This is a genomic window from Halomonas sp. AOP27-A1-41 (assembly GCF_052378605.1).
GTDB classification, from domain to species: domain Bacteria; phylum Pseudomonadota; class Gammaproteobacteria; order Pseudomonadales; family Halomonadaceae; genus Vreelandella; species Vreelandella citrativorans.
The window spans coordinates 113,069-138,949 of record NZ_JBQSXT010000007.1; the positions used below are offsets into that span (position 1 = coordinate 113,069).

General features: G+C 54.5%; 19 protein-coding genes. 14 read left to right on the top strand and 5 right to left on the bottom strand.

Features of this window, described 5'->3' with window-relative positions; genetic code table 11:
• Positions 1 to 123 precede the first annotated feature (123 nt).
• The 7 genes from hsdR (at position 124) to ACT3TC_RS07045 (ending at position 13,943) form a co-directional block, all read left to right on the top strand.
• Positions 124 to 3,636 carry a type I restriction-modification system endonuclease gene (hsdR, locus tag ACT3TC_RS07015; protein WP_444639580.1) on the top strand — a complete coding sequence of 1,171 codons (3,513 nt, stop codon included), beginning with the start codon at positions 124 to 126 and terminating at the stop codon, positions 3,634 to 3,636.
• 168 nt (positions 3,637 to 3,804) lie between these two features.
• Entirely contained in the window at positions 3,805 to 5,430 is a 1,626-nt protein-coding gene (locus ACT3TC_RS07020) for an N-6 DNA methylase (protein WP_444639581.1), read from the top strand.
• Positions 5,427 to 6,848: a restriction endonuclease subunit S gene (locus ACT3TC_RS07025; RefSeq protein WP_444639582.1), complete on the top strand. Its 1,422-nt coding sequence runs from the start codon at positions 5,427 to 5,429 to the stop codon at positions 6,846 to 6,848. Before ACT3TC_RS07020 ends, ACT3TC_RS07025 begins: the two co-directional genes overlap by 4 nt.
• Positions 6,845 to 10,393, top strand: coding sequence for an AAA domain-containing protein (locus tag ACT3TC_RS07030; protein WP_444639583.1), 3,549 nt, complete (start codon positions 6,845 to 6,847; stop codon positions 10,391 to 10,393). Before ACT3TC_RS07025 ends, ACT3TC_RS07030 begins: the two co-directional genes overlap by 4 nt.
• A gap of 371 nt (positions 10,394 to 10,764) precedes the next feature.
• Positions 10,765 to 11,886 carry a hypothetical protein gene (locus tag ACT3TC_RS07035; protein ID WP_444639584.1) on the top strand — a complete coding sequence of 374 codons (1,122 nt, stop codon included), beginning with the start codon at positions 10,765 to 10,767 and terminating at the stop codon, positions 11,884 to 11,886.
• A 70-nt stretch (positions 11,887 to 11,956) separates the two neighbouring features.
• Positions 11,957 to 13,417, top strand: a complete 1,461-nt coding sequence (gene dcm / locus ACT3TC_RS07040) for a DNA (cytosine-5-)-methyltransferase (RefSeq protein WP_444639585.1) — start codon at positions 11,957 to 11,959, stop codon at positions 13,415 to 13,417.
• 67 nt (positions 13,418 to 13,484) lie between these two features.
• A complete protein-coding gene (locus tag ACT3TC_RS07045) occupies positions 13,485 to 13,943 on the top strand; it encodes a very short patch repair endonuclease (protein ID WP_444639586.1) in 459 nt (152 codons plus the stop codon).
• Between the two features lie 217 nt (positions 13,944 to 14,160).
• On the opposite strand, the gene ACT3TC_RS07050 is transcribed toward ACT3TC_RS07045, so the two are convergent.
• Positions 14,161 to 15,039: a YicC/YloC family endoribonuclease gene (locus tag ACT3TC_RS07050; protein WP_444639587.1), complete on the bottom strand. Its 879-nt coding sequence runs from the start codon at positions 15,037 to 15,039 to the stop codon at positions 14,161 to 14,163.
• A gap of 129 nt (positions 15,040 to 15,168) precedes the next feature.
• On the opposite strand from ACT3TC_RS07050, the gene rph reads away from it, so the two are divergent.
• A complete protein-coding gene (rph, locus tag ACT3TC_RS07055) occupies positions 15,169 to 15,906 on the top strand; it encodes a ribonuclease PH (RefSeq protein WP_444639588.1) in 738 nt (245 codons plus the stop codon).
• Between the two features lie 71 nt (positions 15,907 to 15,977).
• Here the strand turns inward: rph and ACT3TC_RS07060 are convergent, their stop codons facing one another.
• A complete protein-coding gene (locus tag ACT3TC_RS07060) occupies positions 15,978 to 16,745 on the bottom strand; it encodes an exodeoxyribonuclease III (RefSeq protein WP_172118705.1) in 768 nt (255 codons plus the stop codon).
• A gap of 141 nt (positions 16,746 to 16,886) precedes the next feature.
• On the opposite strand from ACT3TC_RS07060, the gene pyrE reads away from it, so the two are divergent.
• The gene (gene pyrE / locus ACT3TC_RS07065) at positions 16,887 to 17,552 is read left to right on the top strand and encodes an orotate phosphoribosyltransferase (RefSeq protein WP_444639589.1); all 666 of its coding nucleotides are present in this window, start codon (positions 16,887 to 16,889) and stop codon (positions 17,550 to 17,552) included.
• Here the strand turns inward: pyrE and ACT3TC_RS07070 are convergent, their stop codons facing one another.
• Positions 17,553 to 18,023 carry a tRNA (cytidine(34)-2'-O)-methyltransferase gene (locus ACT3TC_RS07070; protein ID WP_193056952.1) on the bottom strand — a complete coding sequence of 157 codons (471 nt, stop codon included), beginning with the start codon at positions 18,021 to 18,023 and terminating at the stop codon, positions 17,553 to 17,555.
• Between the two features lie 76 nt (positions 18,024 to 18,099).
• On the opposite strand from ACT3TC_RS07070, the gene rep reads away from it, so the two are divergent.
• On the top strand, positions 18,100 to 20,169 hold the full coding sequence (rep, locus tag ACT3TC_RS07075; RefSeq protein WP_444639590.1) for a DNA helicase Rep: 2,070 nt from the start codon (positions 18,100 to 18,102) through the stop codon (positions 20,167 to 20,169).
• Between the two features lie 52 nt (positions 20,170 to 20,221).
• Here the strand turns inward: rep and ACT3TC_RS07080 are convergent, their stop codons facing one another.
• A complete protein-coding gene (locus tag ACT3TC_RS07080; protein WP_444639591.1) occupies positions 20,222 to 20,683 on the bottom strand; it encodes a c-type cytochrome in 462 nt (153 codons plus the stop codon).
• A 377-nt stretch (positions 20,684 to 21,060) separates the two neighbouring features.
• On the opposite strand from ACT3TC_RS07080, the gene ACT3TC_RS07085 reads away from it, so the two are divergent.
• From ACT3TC_RS07085 to ACT3TC_RS07100, 4 genes are all read left to right on the top strand, one after another.
• Entirely contained in the window at positions 21,061 to 21,189 is a 129-nt protein-coding gene (locus ACT3TC_RS07085; protein ID WP_444639592.1) for a hypothetical protein, read from the top strand.
• 56 nt (positions 21,190 to 21,245) lie between these two features.
• On the top strand, positions 21,246 to 21,926 hold the full coding sequence (locus ACT3TC_RS07090) for a response regulator (protein WP_444627715.1): 681 nt from the start codon (positions 21,246 to 21,248) through the stop codon (positions 21,924 to 21,926).
• A complete protein-coding gene (locus ACT3TC_RS07095) occupies positions 21,923 to 23,278 on the top strand; it encodes an ATP-binding protein (RefSeq protein WP_444639593.1) in 1,356 nt (451 codons plus the stop codon). The genes ACT3TC_RS07090 and ACT3TC_RS07095 overlap by 4 nt, the downstream gene beginning before the upstream one ends.
• A 100-nt stretch (positions 23,279 to 23,378) precedes the next feature.
• Positions 23,379 to 23,981 carry a CBS domain-containing protein gene (locus tag ACT3TC_RS07100; RefSeq protein ID WP_087110219.1) on the top strand — a complete coding sequence of 201 codons (603 nt, stop codon included), beginning with the start codon at positions 23,379 to 23,381 and terminating at the stop codon, positions 23,979 to 23,981.
• A gap of 130 nt (positions 23,982 to 24,111) precedes the next feature.
• Here the strand turns inward: ACT3TC_RS07100 and nhaD are convergent, their stop codons facing one another.
• Positions 24,112 to 25,578, bottom strand: coding sequence for a sodium:proton antiporter NhaD (nhaD, locus tag ACT3TC_RS07105; RefSeq protein WP_172118710.1), 1,467 nt, complete (start codon positions 25,576 to 25,578; stop codon positions 24,112 to 24,114).
• Between the last annotated feature and the right edge of the window lie 303 nt (positions 25,579 to 25,881).

Consider the following 25,881-nt stretch of genomic DNA (forward strand, 5'->3'; position numbering starts at 1 on the left):
CTGTCACCACATAGCGCCAAAATCAAAAGTAGGCTTAGCCAAGCATTCTCTATTTGATTAGTATAACTTTTGATTCTGCAGTAGCGACAAAGCCATATTACAAAAACGTGGAGAGTAAATTTAATGACATCACCCCATCCTTCCACCAATTTTGGCTTTTTAGCAGAACACGATGCACTGTTTGTCGAACTTGCCAGCGCCGCTGAGCATGCTTTTTCCAACGACCCCAACACCACCCTGATCAAGCTGCGCCAGTTCGGTGAGGCTATCGCCCAGCACATCGCCGCGCAATCGGGTGTCGAATTCGATGAGCAAACCTCCCAGTTGGATCTTCTTCTTCGTCTCGACAAAACGCTACATTTTGAGCCGGTCGTGCGTGAGCTGTTTCACACCCTACGCATTGAGGGTAATAAAGCCACGCATCAGTTCAGAACACAGCACCGGGAAGCCATGGAGGGGTTAAAGGTCGCCCGAGCTTTAGCAATCTGGTTTCACCAATCGTTCAGCCAGGCAGGCGTCCAGTTCAAGGCGGGGCCTTTTATTCCCCCCATCGACCCCAGCCGTCAGCTCCAGACACTGCACACCGATATCGAAAAGCTCAAAGGCGAACTGCAAGAAGCCAACGTACAGCTTGAATCCAGCCAGCAATTCAATGAATTGATCGCCCGGGAGCGAGCCGAGTATGAAGAACTGGCGCTCGCAATGGATGAAGAATCCCGCCAGAAGGCACAGGAAGCAAAGGATCACGAGCAGGCCCTAGCGGCCCAACAGAAGGCTTACGAGCAGAAGATCCAAACGCTGCAGCAGCAGTTATTGCAGCAGGATGCATCAAAAGTGTCTTCGCAGCGCGTGCAGGTCGCTCAACAGACTCAGGCCGCCAGCCAGCAGATCGTGCTCAATGAAGAGTTGACCCGCATTCTGATCGATCAACAGTTAGTGGAGGCGGGTTGGGAAGCCGACACGCAGATGCTGACCTACAAAAAAGGCGTCCGGCCCGAAAAAGGCATCAATCGCGCCATTGCCGAATGGCCGACCAAAGGCAATGAAAAGGCCGATTATGTGCTGTTCCATGGCCTAACGCCGCTGGCAGTGGTGGAAGCCAAAAAAGAAAACATCAACGTCGCTGGTAAGATCAGCCAGGCGGAACGTTACAGCCGCGGCATAACGACCACCCCACCGTTGACCGGCGCTTGGGAACTGGCGGGCCGGACGGTTGCCTGGGCCGATGACGCCGAGGGGCACTACAAGATACCCTTCGTCTACTCTTGCAATGGTCGCCCCTACATTCCTCAGCAGCTCGAACAATCCGGTACCTGGTTTCGAGATGTTCGCGAGCCTAGCCATCTCAAGCGAGCCCTCCAGACGTTTCATTCGCCCAAGGGGCTTGTAGATAAACTCAAGCGCAGCCAGGCTGAGGCCGAGCAGCAGCTGGCGCAGGAACCGTTTGGCTACCTTGGGCTGCGCGACTATCAGCAAAAGGCCATCGCGGCGACGGAAAGGCGTCTCTCTCAGGGCGGACGACAGGCACTGCTGGCCATGGCCACCGGGACCGGAAAAACACGCACGATCATCGGCCTGATGTATCGGTTCCTCAAGGCGGAGCGCTTCAAGCGGATTCTGTTTCTAGTCGACCGCACGGCGCTCGGCGAGCAAGCCTTGGGGGCTTTCGATGAAGCAAGACTCGAGCAGAACCAGACGCTCTCGACCATCTACAACGTCGCCGAACTTGGCGATATGGCAGCAGAGGCCGAAACCCGCGTTCAGGTCGCCACGGTACAGGCGATGGTCAAACGCGTCTTCGCCAGTGATGCACCGCCGCCGGTGGATCAGTTCGATTGCATCATCATCGACGAAGCCCACCGTGGCTACACGCTGGACCAGGAAATGACCGAAGGCGAGCTGGCGACACGTGACGCGCGCCAGTACCTCTCAAGCTATCGGCGGGTGCTCGAATACTTCGATGCAGTGAAGATCGCCCTCACGGCAACGCCCGCCCGACACACCAGCGAGATCTTTGGCAAGCCGGTGTATACGTATTCTTACCGTGAGGCGGTTGCCGATGACTGGCTGATCGACCACGAGCCGCCCGTTCGCTATGAAACCCTGCTCACCCAGCAAGGCATCACCTTCGAGAAGGGTGAAACCGTTCACGTCGTTAATACACAAACCGGTGAGCTTGAAAGCGCCGAGCTGGACGATGAGCTGAACTTTGAGGTCGAGGCCTTCAACCGACGCGTCATCAACGACGACTTTAATCGGGTTATCTGCGAGCAACTGGCCAAAGAGCTGGACCCCTTCGGTGACGAGAAAACGCTGATCTTCTGCGCCTCCGACCGCCATGCCGACATAGTTAAGCGCCAGTTGGATACGGCATTCAAGGCTCTTTACGACCACGACTATTCGCAAGCCGCCGTTGAGAAGATTACCGGCAAGAGCGACAAGGTCGGGCAACTGATTCGCCAGTACAAAAACGAACGCTACCCCAACATCGCGATCACCGTCGACCTGCTGACGACCGGTATCGACGTGCCCAAAATCTGCCATCTGGTATTCATGCGCCGGGTGAAATCGCGCATTCTTTACGAGCAGATGATCGGTCGTGCTACGCGGCGCTGCGATGAGATTGGCAAAACCGTGTTTCGCATTTACGATCCTGTGGATATTTACGCCGCGCTGGCAGACGTCAGCACTATGAAGCCGCTGGTCAAAGATCCCAACGTGACGTTTGAGCAGCTAACCCATGAACTGACGGACCCGGACCGGCTTGAGCAGGCGTTGAATTCGCCTGGTGAGCAACCAGATGAGAGCCAGGCTCACGTGGTACTTAGCCAGCTCAGCCAGAAGCTGATGCGGGTACTGCGTAAAGCAGAGAACACTGCCGAGCACAAACCAGCGGTACGCCAGAAGCTCGATGAGTTAGAAGCGCTGTGGGAAGTGCCACCCAAGTCACTGCATAAGCACCTGTTTGAGCTGGGGCCGAAAAAAGCGGCTGAATTTGTCCAGCAACATTCAGGGCTGGTTAATCAGTTGGCAGATGTGAAAGCGCTGATGGGCAGCGAGCGCATGCCGTTGATCTCCGAGCACGAAGATGAGATTCGCGAACGCACGCAAAGCTACGGCGTGCACAAGCGCCCGGAAGATTACTTGGAAAGCTTTGAAGCCTTCATTCGCGAGAACCTTAACGACTCGGCGGCATTGGCAACCATCGTCAATCAACCTCGTGATCTGACCCGCGAAGAGCTCAAGCAAGTGCGTTTGCTGCTGGATAACCACGGCTACTCCGAAGCCAACCTGCAAACCGCGGTGCGTAACCAAACCAATCAGGACATCGCGGCCAGTATCATCGGCCATATTCGGCGGGCCGCATTAGGCGAGGCGTTGGTCCCGTTCGAACAGCGTGTGTATACGGCCATGGAGCGTATCTATAGCCAGCACGCCTGGACACCCGTGCAGAGGAAATGGTTGGAGCGCCTAGCCAAACAGCTAATACATGAAGTGATTCTCGACCGCGAGACGGTCAACCAGCTCCCCGCCCTGCCCGGCGGCGCCAAACAGCTTGATAAGGTGCTTGATGACCAGTTGGATAGCGTGCTGGAAGAATTCAATGAGGCGATGTGGCCGCCCAAAAGTGCGTGACGGTGCTCTATCGTTTTTAGCATTTTTTCGACGTACCGCTTTTTATGACAAGCCGCCACATGTATAGAAAACCGGCTTTTCTTAACATGTGTACAGTAACGTGCAAAGATTTCGGCCTTTTCTATATAAGTCAGCGCTTCAATCGATTTTTATCGTCCTAGGAACCTCATGACCCACAACGACATCGTTCAAAAACTCTGGAATCTGTGTGACGTACTGCGCGATGACGGCATCAACTACTCCGACTACGTGACCGAGCTGGTGCTACTGCTGTTTATCAAGATGGTTCACGAGAACACCGAGGCGGGCACGCTGAAAAAACACCCGTTGCCGGAAAGCTGCCGCTGGACAGACCTGAACAGCAAAGATGGCCAGAACCTGATCGAGACGTATAAGCGAATTCTATTCGCTTTATCGACGGGCAAAGACAGTCAAGGCAAGCAAATACATAACGATCCATTAATCACAGCTGTTTATGCCGATGCACAAACTCGCCTCAGAGAGCCGCGTCACTTAAGACAGATGGTCGTAGCACTTGATCAAATCGATTGGTTTAGCGCTCAGCAAGACGGTCTGGGCGATCTCTACGAAGGGCTTTTAGAAAAGAACGCCAGCGAAACTAAATCCGGCGCCGGCCAGTACTTTACCCCGCGCCAGCTGATCGACACGATGGTGCGCTGTCTGAAGCCACAAGCCGGGGAAACCGTTCAGGACCCAGCGGCGGGTACGGCGGGCTTTCTGATCGCCGCAGACCGCTATATCAAGGAGCAGACCGACGATCTGTTCGATCTTGAGGCCCGGCAGCAGTCATTCCAGAAACACGAAGCCTTTACCGGCGTCGAGCTGGTTCCAGGCACCCGCCGCTTGGCGCTGATGAATTGTCTGCTCCACGGCATGGAAGGCGATAACGAAGGCGTGGTGCATCTAGGTAATGCCCTGGGCGATGCCGGTCAGTCCTTGGCTAAAGCCGATATCATTCTCGCCAACCCACCCTTTGGTACCGCCAAAGGGGGCGAGGCCAGCATCAACCGTGATGACCTGACGTATAAAACCAGCAACAAGCAGCTGGCGTTTTTGCAGCATATTTACCGCAATCTCAAACCCGGCGGCCGTGCAGCCGTAGTACTACCGGATAATGTGCTATTCGAAGCGGGCGTGGGCACTGAGGTGCGCCGCGACCTGATGGACAAGTGCAACCTGCACACCATCCTGCGCCTGCCCACCGGTATCTTCTACGCCCAGGGCGTAAAAACCAACGTGCTCTTTTTTACTAAAGGCAGCGCGGCGGATAAACACCAGGACACCGGCTGCACCGACAACGTCTGGGTGTATGACCTGCGCACCAACATGCCGAGCTTCGGCAAGCGCACGCCCTTTGGTAAGCAGCATCTGACCCCGTTCGAGGCCGTGTATGGCGACGACCCCAACGGCCGAAGCCCCCGCCAGGAAGGCGAGTGGTCGTTCAACGCCGACGAGATCGCCGTTGATACGCAGGCGACGGAGGAAAACCAGGGAGTCAGCGATGACCGCCTCGCCAAATCCCGCTGGCGCTGCTTCAGCCGCGAGTGGATTCGCGACACCAAAAACGACTCGCTGGATATCAGTTGGCTCAAGGATAAGGACAGCGTGGATGCCGCCGATCTGCCCGCGCCGGAAGTGCTGGCCGGGGAAGCCATGAGCGAACTGGTGCAGGCGGTGGGCGAGCTGGACGGGCTGATGCGGGAGTTGGGGGGCGAGGAAGAGGCTGACGGGCACCGGTTGTTGGCGAAGGGAATTATGGGTGATAGTGAATGATTACAAATTCTGTTCCTTCAGAGTGGTCGCTGTCAGTTTTGGGTGACATGGTAGAAGTAATTCGTGGAATTACGTATAAAAAAGCGCAGGCTTCCGACGAGCCAAGTTCTGACTTATTGCCAATTTTAAGAGCGAACAATATTCAGGCAGGAAAAATAGTCGCTACTGAATTGAAATACATTCCGAAAGACTTGGTTAAGCCACACCAAAAGTTGCTTTATGGCGACATAATCGTGGCTATGTCTAGCGGTAGTAAAGCTGTTGTAGGGAAGGCAGCCCAAATAAACGATAGATTTGAAGGAAGCTTTGGTGCTTTTTGTGGGGCTCTTAGACCTTTAAAGCATTGTGACTCATCATACCTATCTTGGTTCACTCATTCGCTAGATTACAGAAGTCGGGTGTCAACTCTTTCTGCTGGCGCAAATATTAATAATTTAAAACCATCTCATTTTGGTGAGATTGAAATTCCGATAGCCCCCCTCGCCGAACAAAAGGTCATCGCCGACAAGCTCGACACCCTGCTGGGGCAGGTGGACAACACCAAAGCCCGCCTCGAGCGCATTCCCGAGATACTCAAACGCTTTCGCCAATCCATACTCGCGGCGGCGGTGAGTGGGCGGCTGACGGAGGAGTGGCGGTCAACTAATCAAGATATAGAAATAGCCGATACATATTCTGTACCCAGCGACTGGGTCTCCATTAAGCTGGATGAATTGAGCGAATTTGTTACAAGCGGATCACGCGGTTGGGCAAAATATTACTCTAATGAAGGTGCACTATTTATTCGTTCTCAAGATATAAACACAGATGAACTCGATGTTTCTGACCCTTGTTACGTTAGCCTCCCAAATAATATAGAAGGACAACGAACTAAGGTTCAGGAGAGCGACCTGCTATTAACGATTACTGGTGCAAATGTAACCAAATGCGCACGAGTAAAAGAATCTATAGATAATGCTTTTGTAAGTCAGCACGTTAGTCTCATTCGTCTAAAAGATCCCTCAGTTTCATGCTTTGTAGAACTGGTACTAAAAGCTCCAAATGCTGGTCGATATCAGCTACTAAAAGCAGCCTACGGAGGAGGAAAGCCAGGGCTAAATCTTCAAAACATTAAAAATGTAGTGTTAGCCCTACCAGAGCCTGACGAAATGGCAGTGGCTATTCGACGAGTCGATCAGCTCTTTACCTACGCCGACAATGTCGAGCGTCAGGTCAATAGCGCCCTGGAACACGTCAACCAGCTAACCCAGTCCATCCTCGCCAAGGCCTTTCGCGGCGAGTTGACCGCACAGTGGCGGGAGGACCACCCGGAGCTGATCAGCGGCGACAACAGCGCCGAGGCGCTGCTCGAGCGCATCAAAGCCGAGAGGGCAGCGAAAGCGCCTGTAAAACGCACAAGGAAGAAGGCAACGGCATGAGCCTAGCAGAGACCACTCAGCCCATGACCAAACAGTGGCTGCGCTACTGGCGAAACTCGCTGGCGGATGCCGAAAGCGGGAAAGGCTCGCTGACCCAAAAGGCGCTGGGGCAGACCGAGTACCTTGAGCGAACGGTTTATCGCAATGGCTGCCTGCCCTCAAACCACCCGGTACTCCAGCGACTGTTCGAGGGGGAAAAAGATGCTACCCAACTGGTGCGGGTAGCGCTACGCCCGGCGGTGTACAAGGGGTTGCAGGAGCACGGCGTGGAAAAACACGCGCTCTACCCCGCGATCATCACGCCGCTGATCTGCGGGTTATGGGTAGCCCGCGACGGCCGCTTGATTCCCGCCGAGCCGCCGGTGATCCCCCGCGATCTGCTGGCGCCCCAGGCCGATGACCGCTTCACGCTGAATGATGTCGCCGAGCAGGACCGCTTCCTGAGCAAGAGCGAACCGCAAGTCTGGTCGGAAAGCGAGGCAATGGCGCTGCTTGAGGATCAAACGCTCGAGGTGCACGGCGAGCACTGGCAACCGTACTACGAGCTTTCGCAGAAGCTATTCGACACGCTGTGCCCGAAGGAATTGCTGAAGGACGTGTTCGTAAGCGCCAACGAGGCGCGCATCACCAAAGTCGACGATCAGCTGGGTGCGGCGACCCACATCATCAAGCTTTATGACTGGCTGTCCACCACCGATCAAGCGTTGCCGCTGCTGGAAAGCTACGCGCTGTCACGCATCGGGTCGTATCAGCCCTGTATCGAGCCGCTGCCCGGCATGTCCCACAGATTGGGGCACGCCAATTCACAGTACCCGCTGGCCATTGCCCAGCGCGATGCGCTGGCGCAGGTCATGGTGATGGAAAACGGCGAGGTACTCGCGGTCAACGGCCCGCCAGGTACGGGCAAGACCACGTTCGTGCTCTCGGCCGTCGCCTCGCTCTGGGTGAAAGCGGCGCTCGATGAGGCCGAGCCGCCATTGATCGTCGCGGCTTCGACCAATAACCAGGCCGTAACCAATGTGCTCGAAGCCTTTGCCAAGGATTTCGAGGAAACGCAGGACACCTTCGGTGGGCGCTGGCTACCCGAGATCACCAGCTACGGCGGCTATTACTGCGCGCGCAGCAAGGAAGGCGAAGCGTCGAAGCATTACCAGACCCCGTCGTTTTATCGCGAGGTCGAATCGCCGGAGTATCTCGAGCGTGCCGAAATGGTGTTTGTCCAGCACGCCCGGGAAGCCTTCGACGATGACAGCCTCACCGGCGTGGACGCCGTTCGCAAGCGGCTTCATCAGCGACTGACAGAGCGCCAAGCCCAGCTTGATGATTTTCACCAACGCTGGTCGGGGCGGGCAACGCTTCAGGCACAGCTTGCCGAGCAACTGGGCGATGCGCCCGATCAGGCGCTTGAGCGCGAGCAGGCGGCGATCATCGAACTGCAAGGCGAGTTCGACACCTTTGAGGCGGATCTCAAGCGTTGGCAGCACTTTTGTGCCGACGAGCCCATGTGGCTTTCCCTGCTTGCCGTGCTGCCGCCGGTGGCCAAAAAGCGGCGCATACGGCGTGAGCTATTCATCAGCGAGCACCTGAGCGGTGGAGGGCAGCGCCTGATCGAGCAGTCGCCATCGGCAGAGGCTCCCGAGAATGCGCTGAAGGCAAGGCTCGATCAGCAGCGCGCCGCGCTGGACGAGAAGCAGGCCTTCGTTGCCGAATGCCGACAAACCATGCAGGCGATCGAGCAGGCCACAGCGGCACTGGAGGCGGCCTTTAGCGAACACGTCGGCAAACCGCTGCCGGCGACGTTCGACGCCTTCGATCAGGCGCTGGATACCACGCTTCGCTTCAATCTCTTTCAACTGGCGGTGCATTACTGGGAAGCGCGCTGGCTGGAAGCATGCGCCGAACGCGCTGACGAGCTGGCCGAGCAGACGGCCAAGGGCAAAGAGAAACAGGGGCTGGCTACCGTACGCCCGCGCTGGCGTCGGCGCATGATGCTGACCCCCTGCATCGTCTCGACGCTGCACTCGCTGCCGTCGTACATGATCCACAAGGTGTTCGAAGGCCCCGGGCAGTTTCGGCCTGATTACCTGATAAATGAAATTGATCTCTTGATCATCGACGAAGCGGGTCAGGTCGCGCCGGATGTGGCAGGCGCTTCCATGGCGCTGACCAAACGCGTGCTGGCGATTGGCGATGTCCACCAGATCAAGCCGGTCGCCACCCAGTCGCTAACGGTCGATGTGGGCAATTTATCCCATCAGGGGCTGCTTACCACCGTCAATGAGTACGAAAAACTGCGCGAAGGCGGCCGCTCGGTGGTGGACGGCAGCGTGATGCGGATTGCCCAACACGCCAGCCGCTACCACTACCTTGAACAAGCCGAGCCGGGCATGTTCCTGCGCGAGCATCGGCGCTGCCTTAATGAGATCATCGCCTACTGCAACGACCTCTGTTATCAAGGCTTGCTGCAGCCGTTACGTAACAAGCCCGCCACTGATACCAAGCTGCCCCCCTTTGGTTACGTGCATGTCGATGGCCGAGCGGAGACGCCGCCTTCGGGGAGCCGCATCAATCGCCTCGAAGCTATCACGATAGCCGAATGGTTGGCCGATCAGCGCGAACGCCTGGAGGCCACGCATGGCAAGCCGCTGGAACAGATCATCGGTGTCGTCACGCCCTTCAAGGCCCAAGCCAATCTGATCAAGCAGGAGTGCTTGGCACGGGACATCAGGGTCGGCGATGGCGACGCAGAAATGACAGTGGGCACAGTACACGCCCTCCAGGGGGCAGAGCGCCCTGTCGTGCTATTTTCAGCGGTATATTCGCGCCATGACGATGGCAGCTTCATCGACAATGACCCCTCGATTTTAAACGTAGCGGTGTCACGCGCGAAGGATAGCTTTCTCGTCTTTGGCGACATGGACGTTATCGGCACGGCGGCTCGCGGCACACCACGGCACCTGCTGGGCCGTTATCTCTTCAGTCACGAGGATAATGAGCTAGCATTCACAGCAAGCGTGGCGCGCCCCGACCTGCTGGCGCTGTGCCAGACACCGCGGCTGATCAACGACTCAGAAGCCCATGATCAGCTCATCAAGGATTTGCTTGAACGCGTACAGCATCAGATCACCGTGGTATCGCCCTGGCTATCGTTGGACCGTCTGGAACAGACAGGGTTGCTGGCGGCGTTTCAGCAAACGGCAGATCGAGGTGTCGGGGTAATGATCTATACCGACCATCATTTCAACACTACCCGCGCCAACAGGCCCGATGAGGAAAAAACGGCGAGCTTCGAGCGGTGCTGTGAAATGCTTGCTGCGGAAAAGATAACGGTGAATGTCGTCAATCAGGTCCACAGCAAGCTCGTCATGGCTGACAAGCATGTGTTATGCGTGGGTTCCTACAATTGGGCTAGCGCCGCACGGGAGGGGAAATACAAGAACATGGAAACCTCCATGCTGTATAGCGGTAACCTGGAAGAGGAAATAGAGCTCCAGCGTGAAGCGCTAAAGCAGCGTATTCGAAAGCAATACCCCGAATCTGGCTGATTCAAACAGGCTCGGCCCTGACCGGGCCTGTTTCAAAATAACGTCCAAGCGGATTCATTTAGACTCCCAACGCCAAGTAGTCCCCGCATTGCACGTGAATCTCGCGGCCCCATGAATCACTATCACCGCTCAATGATCATTATCAAAGCCGCCCAACCAGCTCGGTGCGGTTGGTGGCGTTGAACTTGCCATCACCGCACGGCAAATCTTTAATTAATGCTTGGGCTTCTGTGCTGTCGTGGGCCTCGCCACCCGTTATCCTGCGAGCTTGCCCCTACTGCCAAGTCCTCTTCGCCCCAACGTCAACACTTGCTAATTATCCCTTGCCCAGCCAATATCAAACCTCCATGCGTAGTGCAGGATGATAGGCAATGAGCTTGCTGACCCCGTTTGGGCCCCTTCAGGATATTCCGCTTGATAACATCGAGCAGCTAAAGGAAATTCTCGTTCGTTCCGATAAGAGCCGGATGCTGGAAGGCCTGGTCATTGAGTCAGTGTTTAACGAGTATCTCAGCAAGCTTACCGGGCAAGGGATTGACGTATTGCCGATCTCGCTGGTTCGCACACTGACGATAAAAACCCAGCGCCATTCGGCGCGTAAAACGTTTGTGAATGCCTGGTGGGTGTGGGATCACTCAGAAGAGTGTACGTCAGCAGCAGTGCTGCGCAGGCTTCTTGCGCCCAAAGGAAGTCATGACGGTTTTCTGTTTGATTGTTATTACAACGAGTCAGCCCGAGACTTCTTTATCAAGGAGTGGAACGGCGAAACACATATTCCCATTCAGTCCTTTATGCTGAAGAACCGCCGACAAACAGTGCCTCAATTCAGGATTCCTGCGGCATCGGTCATTGATGAACACCGCTCCCAACAAGCGTTCTGGGCGGGTATTTCCAGCCAATATAGCGATGATCTTTTCAAGCGAGTCGTGCTCCATCGCTTGTTCAAAAACTGTGCAATACAGCCTTTTTTCGATGGCGTGTGGGATATCGACAGCCTTGCACGGCTGCCGGATAACACCTTCATACAGCTGGAAGTTAAGCACAAGTTCCCGCGTGTTACTGGCCCTGATGAGAATCTCTCTTTTGGGATTAATAACGGCCAACTAATGGTCATGCTGGCACTGGCCCAACGAGGTATCAAGACGCTGCACATGATTATGGTGAAGCCGATCTGGAACAAAAACCTGGGCACGGGCTACCTGCTCAACCGAATCGGGGATCGCAAGAACGTCGTACTATTGGCAAAGTTATTGGATGAAACGACCTTGCGCGAGATAATGAAAAGACGCTCATCGGCAACGGGGGCGGAACAATCTTTCACCGGAAAAGATGAGCAAAAAGCGCGCTACGTTACCCCTTCCGAGTTTCAGTTTCTGGGAACGCTGGACGATCCCGTCGAAGAAATTGCCAAAAACATTCATCTTGCTGCCACAGGCCATGTGGATCGCCCGGCCAGTGATCAGATGTTAAAGAACAGCCGTATTCAGCAGTAAGGCCTCGCCAATACCGAATGATGGGTCTACAATCGTGGCAGATCGTCACACATTTGACCCAGAGAACCTCATGACTCTCCTTTTCGATATTGATAACGCTGCTGACTCAGACGCGGCCCCTCAACCAGCAGGTACTTCTCTATCGCCTTATGAGAGGCTTGATGACAGAGCTCTTTTGAACAAGCTGTTGGAAATTTACGATCAAAGAGCCATCGCAGAAGCACTTGCCGAGGTTGATAAGGGGAGCTGGTGCCGAGAAACCATTAATCGCTGGGCCAAAGGAAAGGCTGAACCCAAAGTTACCCGTGCCGCCTACCAGCGCATGGTGTCCATGCTGCCAACGCCTAAACCCAATGATCTCAAGCCGTCTTTTCGGTTCATTGACCTGTTCGCCGGTATCGGGGGAATAAGAAAAGGGTTTGAAGCCATTGGTGGCGAATGTGTGTTTACGTCTGAGTGGAACAAGTACGCCGTACGTACTTATAAAGCGAATCATTTCTGCGATCCGCTGACGCATCGCTTCAACGAAGATATCCGCGAAGTCACGCTGAGCTCGAACCTCGAGATTGACGAAGATACCGCCTATAAACACATTGATCAGCAGATTCCTGATCATGACGTATTACTGGCAGGCTTTCCGTGCCAGCCGTTTTCTCTGGCAGGCGTTTCAAAAAAGAACTCTCTTGGCCTCAAACACGGGTTTGAATGCGATGCCCAGGGAACACTGTTTTTTGACGTTGCGCGAATTCTGGCCGCCAAGCGGCCGGCGGCTTTTCTGCTTGAAAACGTCAAAAACCTCAAGAGCCACGACAAGGGTAAAACCTTCCGTGTGATCTGTGAGACGCTGGATGAGCTGGGTTATGAAGTCGCGGATGTTAACGCTCCCAAAGGCCAGGATCCCAAGGTTATCGATGCCAAACACTTCCTTCCTCAGCATCGCGAGCGGATTGTGCTTGTGGGCTTTCGTCGAGACCTTGATGTTCATGACGGCTTCACTCTAAAAGACATCGTCAATATGTATCCGAAGGAGCGCCCCTCTTTTGGCGAACTCCTGGATAAGGACGTCGATGACAAGTACATCCTGACGCCTAAACTGTGGGAGTACCTTTATAAGTACGCGCAGAAGCACCGCGAAAAGGGTAACGGATTCGGCTTTGGTTTGACCCGCTCCCACGACGTGGCCCGCACCTTGTCAGCCCGCTATCACAAGGATGGCTCGGAGATTTTGGTAGACCGTGGATTCGATGACGCCCTGGACTTCTATAGTGAACACAACCTCACGCACCGGCCAAGAAGGCTGACGCCCCAAGAGTGCGCTCGATTAATGGGCTTTGATAAGCTGGGTGAGAGCAACTTCGTCATCCCGGTATCCGACACCCAAGCCTACCGGCAGTTTGGTAACTCGGTGGTTGTTCCGGTGTTTGAAGCCGTGGCAAAGCTAATGAAATCGCGAATTCTTGCTGCCCGAAAAATTGAGTCTATCAAGGCGAAAGAAGACCAAAAACAGCTTGAGATATCCCTGGTGCCGTAACGCTCGCTTGCCACCAAACGGAGACCAGGAAGCCATCTTTTTATAGCGCTTATTTGCAGGCATCCATATGGCGGACATTGTTGATCGTTCCACTCGGTCAAAAATGATGGCTTCTATCAAGGGCAAAAATACTGTCCCGGAGCGGTTCGTTCAGGCGGAGCTAGAGAAGCGACATATCTCTTTTGACGCCCATGCGAAACACTTGCCCGGTAAACCAGACCTTGTGATTCCTGTTTATCAGGTCGCTCTTTTTGTGAACGGCTGCTTTTGGCACCGCCATGAAGGCTGCTTCTATGCGACAACGCCCGCCAGCCAAAAGGAGTTCTGGCAGAACAAGCTCGCCGAGACTGTACGCAGAGATGCGCGTAAACAGGCCGAACTAGAGGCTCAAGGATGGCGCGTCATCGTTGTCTGGGAGTGTGGCGTGAAACACTGCCCGCAGGAATTCGAGGTGGTGATAGATGCTATCGAGGGCGAAATCGCCCTTTCAGAGTGGCCCGAAAAGCCGCCACGTGTCAGGGACTAGCGCACTAGCGACGCTATTATCACGAAAGGCCAAGTTCCCTCTCACGGCATTCTCTTTAAATACGTTAGCTTTTTAAAACCAAAGAAGCTAATGGATGCAACAAATAGTACGGAAAACTAGTTTCCTAGTGGCTTAACAATTATTGCAACTGTAGATGGTAAACACTCTTATTACTAATGACTAAAAATTAGAGCTTGGTCATATTGTTACGTCGACATCACTCAATATTCTGAATCTGCTCCCGCATCTGCTCAATCAGCACTTTAAGCTCTACCGCACAGCGGGTGCTTTCGGCCACAATGGATTTGGATGAAAGCGTGTTGGCTTCGCGGTTTAGCTCCTGCATCAGAAAATCCAGGCGGCGGCCTTTAGGGCCTGTTTGAGTGAGCTGGCAGCTGACTTCTTCGACATGGGCCGTGAGGCGGTCGAGCTCTTCGTCTACATCGGCTTTTTGGGCCACCAGTACCAGCTCAGCTTCCAGGCGCTGGGGGTCGAGTTCCGTTTTGGCTATCTCCAGGCGCTCCAGCAGTTGAGCACGTTGGCGCTCTAATAGCTGGGGTAACAGGCTTTTGACCGTAGCGACCTGTTCGCTTACCGCGGTAAGGCGTGTGCTGATCATTTCGGCGAGTTTGTCGCCTTCACGGGCTCGGGCATCGATGAGTTCCTCCAGCGCTTGCTCAAACAACGTTTTGGCAGCTGCTTTGATGGCAGACTGATCCAGGTGTTGGGTTTCCATCACGCCAGGCTGGTTTAAAAGCTCAAGCGTGGTGGGCGGTACGGCGCTGGGCACGTGCTGCTGGATCGTCGTAAGCGCATCAGAAATCGCGGCCAGGCGTGCGGTATTTACCGTAGGGGCCTGTACGGCTTCTGAGCTTTCAAAGCGTATGCTGCACTCTACTTTGCCTCGTGCCAGGCGGGTTCGCAGGATTTCACGGAGTATCGGTTCGAGATCGCGCAGGCTTTCGTGTAGGCGAAAATGCGGCTCCAGGTAACGCTGGTTCACCGAGCGAATTTCGACGTGCAGCGTGCCCCAGGAAGCAGCCTCCTCAATACGGGCAAAAGCGGTCATGCTGTGTACGCGACGTAAAGTGGTCATGATGATTATCCTTTGAGAACGCGTTTTCCTCAGTCTACCCGATAAGGGCAGGCTTGAACGTGAAGACGTGTACAATAGTAGGCTTTTCCTAGTTACGCGCTTATTGTGAAGTGCTTTTTGTGAGGTGCTATGCGTCCTGAAGTTGTTCGCCCCAGTGGTCGCGAGGCCAACCAGTTGCGTGAGATCCGCCTGACCCGCGACTATACCCGTCATGCGGAAGGCTCTGTACTGGTTGAGTTTGGCGATACCAAAGTGCTGTGTAATGCCAGCGTAGAAATGGGCGTACCGCGCTGGCTGCGCGGCAAAAACCAGGGCTGGATCACCGCGGAATACGGCATGCTGCCCCGTGCGACCCACTCACGCAGTGGGCGTGAGGCGACACGTGGCAAACAGGGTGGCCGCACGCTGGAAATTCAGCGCTTGATTGGCCGGAGCCTGCGGGCAGCGGTCGACCTGAAAAAGATGGGCGAATTCACGATCACCGTGGACTGCGATGTCATTCAGGCAGACGGCGGCACGCGTACGGCGTCAATTACGGGTGGCTGTGTCGCGCTAGTGGATGCCATTCGTTATCTGCAGCGTGAGAAGAAGATTAAAAGCGATCCTTTCAAACAGTTGGTCAGCGCGATTTCAGTGGGTATCTATAAAGGCACGCCGGTGCTGGACCTTGACTACCCCGAGGACAGCAAGGCTGATACCGATTTGAACGTGGTGATGACCGAAAGCGGCGAGCTGATTGAAGTACAGGGCACGGCTGAAGCAGGCGCGTTTAACCGCACGGAGCTAAACGCCATGCTGGACCTGGCCGAAAAGGCGGGCTCTGAGCTAATTGAGTATCAGAGTGAGGCGCTGGGTATTCGCGGTTAGACCGTTTAATCGCCAACGCAATGAGCCGACCATGGTCGGCTCATTGGTTAACGACGACGCGGGAAAGATGCTTAAAGGGCGAGATCGTACTCGACAATTAGCGGGGCGTACTCGGAGAAAGTTGCCTCTTTATCGATCCATGCGTCGACCACGTGACGACGGAAGTTGGGGCCGACTAACTGATAGTCGATCCGCCAGCCTTCCTGACGGCTGCGTGGCACTTCCTGGTCAAGCTTCGGCCACCAGGTGTATTCGCCAGCATCGCGATTGATTTCGCGGAAGGTGTCGATAAACCCTGTTGGGCCAAGCACCTGATCCATCCAGGCGCGCTCTTCGGGGCGGAAACCGGAGGTGAGCTGATTATCCGACCAATTGGCCAAATCGACCGTTTTATGGGCCACATTCCAGGTACCACAGATGATGTATTCGCGACGTTTGCGCGACATCTTCGTCAGGTACTCCTGGTACTGCTCCATAAACGCCTGTTTGGCTTTCTGGTCGCTGCCATCGGGCATCAAAAAGGTAGCAATGCTGAAGCGGTCATAATCCGCCTGCAGAAAGCGCCCTTCATGATCGCACTGCGGAAAACCCAGGCCATACATGATCGCCTTGGGAATTTTGCGGCAGTAAAGCCCAACACCGGAGAACCCATCTTCTTCTGCATCCAGGAAATAGCCTTCATAGCCTTCCGGATAAAGAATATGGTCACCTAATTCAAAACTTTTTGCCTTGATGTTCTGCACGCAGACCACATCGGCGTCCTGCTGAGCCAGCCAGTCCAGGAAGCCACGGTCGACGGCATCACGTATACCATTAACATTGATGCTGGCAATTTTCATAAATCGTCCCTTTTGCGTCGCTGCTGTATGATACCCGACGTTTAGACGTTTGGGTAAAGAGACCAACCATTTCTTGCTATTTACCTGCGTTTTATTGTTGCCTTCAGGCTGACATGCACCCACCGCCTAATGAGGAACGCCGTGGCTACCACTCTACAACCCTATCAGCGCGAATTCATCGCCTTTGCCATTGAGCAGGGCGTTCTCAAGTTTGGTGAGTTTACGCTTAAATCTGGGCGAGTAAGCCCTTACTTTTTTAACGCTGGGCTATTCCAGACCGGCCGCGCGCTGGCCAAGTTAGGCCGTTTTTATGCCCAGGCCATTGTCGACAGCGACTTGAAAGCCGATGTGCTGTTTGGCCCAGCGTACAAAGGCATTCCACTGGCGGCAGTGACCGCTGCGGCACTGGCGGATCATCATGACCAGGACATGCCCTACGCGTTTAATCGTAAGGAAGCCAAAACCCACGGCGAAGGCGGCAACATTGTGGGTGCGCCACTGGCGGGCGATATCCTGATCATTGATGATGTGATTACCGCCGGTACGGCCATCCGCGAAGTCATGAGCCTGATTGAGCAAAGCGGTTCCCGGGCAGGCGGCGTAATCATTGCCCTGGATCGCCAGGAGCGCGGCCAGGGCGAGCAGAGCGCCATCCAGGAAGTCCAGGCCGAGTATGGCATGCCGGTGGTGAGCATCGTCACGCTTGAGCAAGTGCTTACTTACCTTGAAGAGCATGCTGGTGGCGAAATGCTCGCCTATGCAGAAGCCGTGCGCGCTTATCGAGACCGCTATGGTATTGCCGCCTAGCTAAGTAGCAAGTGCGCCAGCAAAACCTTGCTGGCGCCACGCTTCATAGCTCACAATAGCCACCGCGTTGGAAAGGTTTAGGCTACGATTATTGGGCTGCATGGGAATGCGTAGCTTTTGGGCGTCTGGCAGCGCCTGATGCACCTCGGCAGAGAGACCAGCCGTTTCAGAACCAAACAGCAGTACATCGCCAGCCGCAAAGTCTGCCTCGCTGTGGGGCCGTGTACCCTTGGTGGTAATCGCCCAGATACGTCGCCCCGGCATGGCGTTTTGAAACGCAGCAAAATCAGCATGACGCGTCACATTCGCCAGGTCGCGGTAATCAAGCCCAGCACGGCGCAGCTTTTTTTCTTCAAGATCAAAGCCCAGCGGCTCGATTAAATGTAAACGACAGCCATTGTTGGCTACCAGGCGCATGATATTACCCGTATTGGGTGCCATACGCGGCTCAAACAGCGCTACTTCAAACATCACCACCTGCCTATCCATGTTATGCGCGTAGAAACGCCTGATTGTAGATGAAAAACCGCCAAGGATAACGTGCCTAATGACGCCCTCGCCCCCGCAATCCATTCTTAGCCGCATTAAAGGCCTTAACCCGCGTCAGCAGGAAGCCGTGCGCTACATTGATGGCCCCTGCCTGGTATTAGCGGGCGCGGGTTCCGGCAAAACCAGCGTTATCACCACCAAGATTGCGTATCTGGTTCAGGAATGTGGAATGAGTGCGCGCCGGATTGCGGCGGTCACGTTCACCAACAAAGCCGCCCGCGAGATGAAAGAGCGCGTAGGGCAAATGTTGAAAGGCAAGGAGGGTCATGGCCTTACCGTCTCCACCTTTCACACCCTGGGGCTTAATATTATTCGTGGCGAGCTGAAGACGCTGGGGTACAAGCCGGGGTTTTCGCTGTTCGACCCGGAAGATGCCAAGGCGCTGCTGCGTGACCTGATGAACAAGGACGCCCAGGTCGACGCCGAGCAGATCAATGCCGTGCAGAGCAAAATATCCACCTGGAAAAACGACCTGGTGCTGCCCAGCGACGCGCTTTCCTTTGCCGCCGATGACGATGAACACTTTGCTGCTCGGGTCTATGAAGCCTATAACCGTCATCTAAAAGCCTACAACGCGGTAGATTTTGATGACCTGATCCTGCTGCCCGTCGTGCTCTTGAAAAACGATGCCGAGGCACTGGCGCGTTGGCGGCGCAAGATTCACTACATGTTGGTGGATGAGTACCAGGACACCAACGTGTCCCAGTATTTGCTGGTGAAGCTTTTAATGGCCGAGCGCTCGACCTTTACCGTGGTGGGCGACGACGATCAGTCAATCTACGCTTGGCGTGGTGCGCGCCCCGAGAACCTGATCACGCTGGGCGAAGACTTCCCGCGCCTGAAGGTGATCAAGCTGGAGCAGAACTACCGTTCGACCGGGACAATTCTACGCGCGGCCAACACGCTGATTGCCAATAACCCGCACGTCTACGATAAAACCTTGTGGTCGGATATGGGCGACGGCGCCCCGATTCGAGTGATCGTGAATCGCCATGAAGAGGCGGAGTCTGAGCGGGTGGCCAGCGAAATGCTGACTCGGCGTATCAAGGAAAAGGCTGAATGGCGCGACTTTGCCGTCCTTTATCGCGGCAACTTTCAGGCACGGCTTTTAGAGCTCAAGCTTCAGCATTACCAAATTCCCTACAAGCTGTCCGGCGGCACGTCGTTTTTCTCGCGTAATGAGATCAAGGACGCCATGGCCTATCTGCGCCTACTCATCAACCCTGCCGACGATAACGCCTTTTTACGGATAGTAAACGTACCGCGTCGTGAGATTGGGCCAGGCACGCTTGAGAAACTGGCTAACTATGCCACCGAGCGGACGATTTCCCTGTTTGCAGCGTGTCATGAAATGGGCCTGGAACAGACGCTACCCACCCGCGCTGTCGAGCGGTTAAGCCGGTTCACCCACTTTATCGACGGTGTGCGCAAACGCATGGATCAGGGCGATGCAATTGCCGCTATCCGCGACATGCTACGTGATATGGATTACGAAGCGTGGCTTTATCAGAACGCCAGTGCGCCCACTATTGCTGAACGGCGTATGGCCAACGTGTGGATATTGATCGACCAGTTGGAAAAGTCGCTTAACCGTGACCCGGAAGAGGATACCGCCTCAGAGACGACTGAAACCGATAGCGTGGAGGCGGCAATTTCCCGGCTGGTGCTGCGCGATATCCTGGAGCAGCAGGCCGAAGAGGATGACTCAGACCGCGTACAGCTGCTCACCATGCACGCTTCAAAAGGGCTTGAGTTCCCGCATGTCTACCTGCTGGGCCTTGAAGAGGATCTGCTGCCCCACCGCAATGCCATTGAAATGGGCACCGTGGAAGAGGAGCGCCGCCTGGCCTACGTGGGTATTACCCGGGCGCGGCGTACGCTCACGCTCACGCTTGCCCGCCAGCGCAAAGCCTACGGTGAGCTGATGGATTGCCAGCCCAGCCGTTTTCTGGATGAACTGCCCGGGGAAGACCTGGAGTGGGAAGGTCGAGCGGATAAAGAGGACCCGGACAAGAAGCAGGCGCGCGGCAAGGATGCAATTGCCGGGCTGCGCTCTCTGTTGGGGTAACGATCAGACCAAACTATCCACAAGTGGATCACCGGAACCGCTTGTGGATAGGTTATTCGACCTCTTCGATCATGTAGTCGACCGCTGCCTTGATCTCATCATCGCTGAAATTAAACCGGCCGCCCTTGGGCGGCATCGCGCCAATCCCCTTAATGGCGTTGGCGTAAAGCGTGTCGGTGCCTTGAGCAAGCCGTGCGGTCCAGGCGGCGTTATCGCCCGTTGCCGGAGCGCCCGCAATGCCTGCCGTATGGCAAGCGCCACAGCCTGCACTGGCATACAGCGCTTCACCATCATATTGGGCGGCAATATTTTCCGATTCAGGCTCCTCTGGCAAGGAAGCATCAGGTTCAGGCTGGGCCACCACACGTTGGCATGTTTGCCCTTGCAGGCAGAGCTTGCCAACTGGCGCAAGGCGCTCGGCAAGCGCTGCATCCTCGGCCTCCGCATCAGCAAGCGCGGCGCTCGATAGCACTCCTAACGCAACTATCCCGCCCAGCATACATTTGAAATTCACCCTGCCCCCTTGGCATTTATCGCCATAATAGCGGCGTTTAATCCTGTATCGATAACCGTGTTCCAGGAAAATATACCAGGAGATAATATCTTTTTTTTCACAGATAGCCAGAGGGCGATAGATGAGAGCCACCTATCGGGTGATGCAATAACAAAAGGGTCTAAACGGTGATTTAAAGGCCTACGTTTAGAAGATCAGCTTAAAGACGCCCGTAAGGGTAAGAAGGCCGACGGCAAAAATAAAGATGATAATCCACAGCAAAATTTTCATAACGTTTCCTCCATGAATAAAAGAAGCATTCCTCAATCCCGCGTTCACAGTATAGAAGAAAAATTAAAAAGCAGGCTTAATATTACCTTTTGAATAGAGAAGTTCTCGTGCTTCATCATGGGCTTGAAGCGGTAAGCGATGTGTTTTTCAATGCACTATCGACCGTCGGCTTTATTAGTAATCAGGGCGCCACTGTGTTGCTTTCGTTGATGTTAATCCTGACTGACTCCCCCTAACGATGCTACCTTTTGTTACTTCTTACCGGGTCGTTGCTACAGGAGTGACTAACACCATGCGCATACTGCTGGTTGAGGACGACGCCAGCTTGTCTTCGGGCATTCGCCTGGCGCTCAAGCCGGAACACTATACGGTTGATCACCTGGATAACGGCAATAGCGCCCTTATGGCACTAAAAGAGGCTGAGCCGTTTGATGCTGTTATTCTCGATTTGGGCTTGCCGGGTTTGGATGGCCTCCACATTATCAAGGCAGTACGCCGCCAAGGCAGCCAAATTCCGATATTGGTACTCACCGCCCGCGACGGTATCAACGACCGCATAGCGGGGCTGGATGCTGGGGCCGATGATTACCTGGTCAAGCCCTTTGAAGTGGAAGAGCTCAAGGCCCGTTTACGGGCACTGCTAAGGCGTAGCCAGGGGCAATTGGATAATTACCTGGAGTGTCGCGGTATCCGCCTGGAACCGCTTACCCTAAGCGTCAGCTATCAGGATAACGTCATTACCCTTTCACGGCGCGAATTTACCCTGTTGCAGGAATTTATGGGCCACCCGGGCAGGGTCTTTACCCGCGATACACTGACCAGCCTGATTTATGGCTGGGATGAGGATGTCGAGAGCAACGCCATTGAAGTTCATATTCATCATTTACGGCGCAAGCTGTTCCCTGAGGTGATTCGTACTGTACGCGGCATTGGCTATGTGATGGATAAAGCGCCGCCGGGAGGCGAACAGTGAACTCTATCCGCCGGCGAACCTTAGGGCTCACACTGCTGCTGTTTCTACTCAGTATTATGGTCATTAGCGTGGTTAGCTACCGTTACGCCACGCACGAAATTCAGCAGTTGCACGATGCAAGCCTTGCCCGTCACGCGCATCTTTTGGGTGAGCTCATGCAGGCGCCTATTCCGCCCGCGTATCAGCAGGCACTTCTGCAAAGCGTAGAAAATACGCTGCAAACCAAGCAGCGCAATCCTGAGGCGCTCGTCTTTCAACTGTGGGAAGGCGATAAACTACTGCTGCGCTCAACCGATGCACCATTAGCGCCGCTTGCCGTATCGCAAAGTGGCTACACCCGGCAACAGTACCAGGGGCAAACGTGGCAAACCTATACGCTTTCGCTTGCCGAGGGGCGCAGGGTCATTGTGGGTGAGCGTGACGATATCCGCTTACGTTTGGTCAGGCGGGTAGCGCTGCGTACGCTGCTGCCCGAATTTATGGGGTTAATCGTCTTAACGTCTTTATTGTGGTGGAGCATCGGCTGGGGGCTTTCACCGCTGTCGAGAATGGCAGAGCAAATCCGCAACCGAGACCCACATAATCTTCAACCCCTTAAGCTTGCGCCTCTGCCGTATGAGCTGGCGACGATTTCCGGTGCACTCAATCGCCTGTTGATGCGCATCCAGCGTTTACGCGAGCGCGAAAAACGTTTTATCGCCGATGCCGCCCATGAACTGCGTACGCCGCTTGCCGTACTCGACCTTCATGCCCAAAACGCCTTGGCCGCAGAAAGCCCACAGGACCGTGAGGAGTCGCTTCATTATTTACGCCAAGGCGTTGCCCGTTCGACGCACTTGGTCAGCCAGCTGTTAACGCTGGCAAGGCTTGACCCGGATGAAACAAGCCTGCCATTACGCCCTGTTGATGCACTGTTTGAGGTACGTGACGCGCTGGCCAAGCTACTTCCCCTCGCCCAGCAACAGCAGCAAACGCTGCAGCTAGAGGCCGATGAACAGGGCCAGTGGGCGTTAAACGAAGTCCCCGGCACCTTGGGAGCACTCGCACAAAACCTGGTGGGCAACGCCATTCAGCACTCTCCCCCTCAAGGAACTATCCACGTTCAGCTTAAGGCGGAATTGAGCGCCATTATTTTAGTAGTGGATGATCAGGGCCCGGGAATTCCTTTATCAGCCCGCAAGGCCGTTACAGAGCGCTTTCACCGCGCAGGCCCCGGCGCTGGGTCAGGATTGGGATTATCCATTGTGGAACGGATAGTGGCGCAGCATGCGGGCAGCCTGGTATTTGATGATGCGCCAGGGGGCGGTTTGCGCGTACAGGTCACGCTTAATCGCCACAGCGGCCAAGGCTAGTTTTCAAGCCTTAAGGTTCCGATAAGAATTAACTGTGACTCTGAGGGTACCAGGCTGATTGGCAGTAAGCAGTTGGCCAAATAAAAATGGAGGTTCCCTGATGAATCAAGTGGCTTTTGCACCTAAAACGTTAATTAAATTCAGCGCCGCTCCCCGCCTTAAATCGCCGAGTGCCAAGCGGTTAACGACTGAAAGTTCAGCGCTGGATGTACTTACCGACTTTCAAACGCTGAAACCTCATTCAGTCGCCGCCGACACGCCTGTTGATGAGGCACATCTCAAAATGCGTTATAGCGGTGTGCGGCTTCTGTTTGTAACCGACAAAAATGAGCACTGCATCGGTATTCTTACCGCCAAAGAACTGATCGGCACACGCCGTATTAACCTGGCCATGCAGCAGCGCAATCTTGACCGCGACGAAATAACCGCGGATATGATCATGACCTCCTGGGATAAACTCAGTGCGATGACGCTGGAACAGCTCTCGGCGCTGACGATTGAAGACCTTGTCTTGGTCATGGAAGACGTGACTGAACAGCACCTGTTGATCACTCAGTACGACGACCATAACGCACTGACCATTCGTGGCTTAATATCAGCCACCGATATTCAAAACACCGTGGGTAAGCAAGTTAGTACGGTGGTTCCCGTCGCGAGCAGCTTTGCCGATATTTGCCAGGTGATTACCGGTCACGACCTGTAAGTTTAAAAGTATCCATTAGCTGTTGTTAAACGTATTTACCATCTAAAACGCCCCTTACCAAAAATGGTAAGAGGCGTTTTTTAGTGTTCTATCAATACCGTGTTAACCCCTAAAGATTAACACCTAACCGCTAGAACATGGAGGCGTTGATAAATAAGTGTGTCGCTACACTTGCGGCATAACCCAGAAAAATAGCCGGCACCCAGCGCAAGTGAACCATAAAAGTATAAATACCCCGTGCCTGGCCCATCAAGGCAACGCCAGCCGCTGACCCCATGGCGAGCAGGCTTCCCCCAACACCAGCGGTAAGCGTAATCAGCAGCCAGTTGCCTTCAGACATATCGGGCGCCATGGAAAGCACGGCAAACATGACCGGAATGTTATCCACCACGGCTGAAATCAGCCCTAACACAACGTTAGCCCAGATGGGATTCCAACTGCCGTAGAGCGTTTCAGACAGCAGGCTTAAATACCCCATAAAGCCAAGCCCGCCCACACACAGTACGACGCCGTAGAAGAACAGCAGCGTATCCCACTCAGAACGTGCGATACGGCTAAAGATATCAAACGGCACCACGCTGCCTAACTGCTCCAGCTTCTTCCAGTCGCCGCGGCGTGAATAACGTACCCGCTTACGCTCTAGCGAACGCGGCAGGCTGCGCCGCAGGTAGTATCCAAAGAACTGCAGTAGTCCTAAACCAAACATCATGCCCATTGCAGGCGGCAGGTGTAGAACCGAGTGGCAGAGTACGGAGATGGCAACGGTCAGCAAAAACAGCGCAATGATCCGGCGTGCGCCCCGCTTGAGCCAGACGTTTTCAGTAAGCGCTGCCGGTTGGCGGTTAACAATAAAGAAGTTCATGATGACCGCAGGCACCATAAAGTTAACGATAGCGGGTAATAACAGTACAAAGAAGCCGCTAAACGGCACTTGTCCTGCCTGCCAAACCATCAGCGTAGTGATATCCCCAAATGGGCTAAATGCGCCGCCAGCATTGGAGGCCACCACCACGTTAACGCAGCACAGGCTAATAAACTTGTTATCACCTTCAGCCACTTTCAGGATTACCGCGCACATCAGCATAGCCGTGGTCATGTTATTGGCTATCGCAGAAATACCAAATGCGAGAAAACCGGTAATCCAAAAAAGGCTGCGGTAGCTAAACCCTTTACGCACCAACCAGGCACGTAATGCGTCAAATATACGCCGCTCTTCCATGGCGTTGATATAGGTCATCGCCACCAGCAAAAACAGCAATAGTTCGGTGTATTCGAGCAACGTTTCCCGAAAGGCGATTTCAGCCTCTTCAGGCATACCGGCCTGCACATACACCCATGCCACAATGGCCCAAATAAGCCCCGCCGCTACCAGAACTGGCTTGGATTTACGCATGTGGAGAAGTTCTTCAGACATTACCAGAGCATAGGCGAGTACAAAGATACCCACACACGTAATACCGGCAAGAGAGAGCGTTAAATTCAGTGGGCCAGCAGCGGCATAAGAGAGGGAAGGAAAGACAACAGCACAGAGAGCAATCAACAACCAAGCGACCCGGCGAGCTGAGAGCCGAGGTGCAAGGACGTTTTGTGGTTTCATGACAGCGTGATCCTGACAGATATGGGGGGAGAGCGTGGCACCATGATAAGCACGCTAATAAACTGCTGCAACGCAGCGCCGACTCACAAGGTGCGCCTAATTGTCGCACCTTGTAACGCTGTTTTATAGTGTCCGAACAACTTATTACGTTTGCTCATTCAATGGGCCATACGCTTCTTTTTTCAGGACAGCAGATCACAGGAATAATGGCTGTTAAAAAATCAGATCGTCGTTCAGCCGCTATAACAACGCTGGTATTACTTAAGACAGGATGCCAGTGTGTAACGCCACCGTATTTTTATT